Genomic DNA, 1,664 nt, shown 5'->3' with positions numbered 1-1,664 from the left:
AACGTCCTACGTAGCGAGGAAGGACGGCTGGCTAGGCAACAGGTCTCCGTCCGCGAACATGCGTCCGCGGTGTGTTTGTCGTCAACATCGATCCAGGCGGCTCCTGCCGATCCGGAAGAACTCTCGGCCATAGCGAACACAGGATCCAGCCGACGCGCGTCGCGCCGTGGTCCTCACCGTCCTCAACACGAGATGTCGATCCAGGCAGGAGACCCGAGCATTATCTACAGGGTCGTGGTTCTCACGCCCTCACGGCTCTGCTGAGAGGGGTTCTCCCACCTGGTACCGGCCCCTCGACGAAGGGCCGGTAGTCGGCACCGGTCTTGATGACGGCGTGCACCACGCGCGCCATCTTGGCGGTGATCGCGGTCAGCGCCTTGCGCCGCAGGTCGGCATCGTGCCGGTCGCGGGCGATGTAGCGCTCGAACTTGTCGCGGAAGCCGTTCTCCCGCTGCCGGATGGCCACCTGCCCAGCCAGCCAAAGCGTACGCCTGAGCCGGGCGTTGCCGTACTTCGACAGTTTGGTCTGGCCGCGGAAGGTGCCGGATTGCTGGGTGGCCAGATCGAGGCCACAGAACTTCAGGAACTGACGGTGATGGCTGAAGCGGCGCAGGTCGCCGGCCTCGGCCAGGATGGTCAGGGCGTTGATCGGGCCGATGCCGGGGATGCGGCGCAGCAGCTTGTAGTCGGCGCTCTCCGACAGGAGGGTGTTGGCCGCAGCCTCGATCGCGTCGCGTTGCCGTATGAGGCCACGCACCTCGCCGATGACGAGCCGGAACATGCTCACCGCCGGAGCGTCAGGCGGCACCGGCAGGCCGATCGAGCTGCGAGCCGTCTCGTAGATGTCGCCGAGCAGTTGGGCCTTGGCGACCTTGCGCCCGACGACATCCCAGGCGGCGGCGATGAAGGTCTCCTTGCTCAGCGCGGTGATGCTGGCGGGCGTGGGGAAGCGATCGAGGAAGGCGAAGAACCAGTCCGAGCGGCTGTTGTGGCGGAAGCGGTCGACCTCCGGGAAGTACAGCGGCAGGTAGTGGGTCAGGATCCGATGCAGCACCTCGGTCTTGGTCCGCGAGACGGCGTCGTGGGTCTTGGATAGTTCCTGCACGTCGTTGATGCCGGCGGCGAGCGGGTCATGGTAGACCTGCGAGGCGCCGATGCGGATCATGTGCAGCATGACCTGGGCGTCCTTCGGGTCGTTCTTGTCCCAACCGTTGTGCAGGGCCTCGCGGGTGCGGGCGAGCCCCACGGACGAGATCAGGCGCACGGCAAAGCCCGCCTGGAGCAGGCGCCAGGCAATCGGGCGGTGATAGTTGCCGGTCGCCTCGAACCCGCAGGTCACCGGCTGACCGAGATCGGCCAGGAGCGCAATCAGGCGGTCGTGCTCGGCACGGGTGTTGAGGACGCTCAACCGGCGTCGTCGGCCGGAGCCGGGCACCTCGATGAGGACCTCGTTGCGGGCCTTAGCCACGTCGATGGCTACGAGAACGCCGGCCGGCGGCGTAAGCTGTGGTCTGGTCATGGTCGATCCGTCTCCGGAATGAGGCTTCGAACACCGTCACTCTAGAGACCTGCCGATCGGCCATGACCGCCCAGGGCTGCGCGCTGCGCTCCGCATGGCTTCGCGCGCCGCCCCAGAGCCGTCGAGCCATCTTCCCGATGTGCTA

At 66.8% G+C, this 1,664-nt stretch carries 1 protein-coding gene; it reads right to left on the bottom strand.

Annotated features, from left to right (window positions below):
* Positions 1–241: 241 nt before the first annotated feature.
* Positions 242–1,519 carry an IS110 family transposase gene (locus tag CRT23_RS27440; RefSeq protein WP_103712624.1) on the bottom strand — a complete coding sequence of 426 codons (1,278 nt, stop codon included), beginning with the start codon at positions 1,517–1,519 and terminating at the stop codon, positions 242–244.
* Positions 1,520–1,664 lie beyond the last annotated feature (145 nt).

The organism is Methylobacterium sp. V23 (assembly GCF_002917135.1).
Classification (GTDB): Bacteria; Pseudomonadota; Alphaproteobacteria; order Rhizobiales; family Beijerinckiaceae; genus Methylobacterium.
Note: the sequence above shows the minus strand (reverse complement) of the source record. Positions and strands in the feature narration are given on the sequence as shown.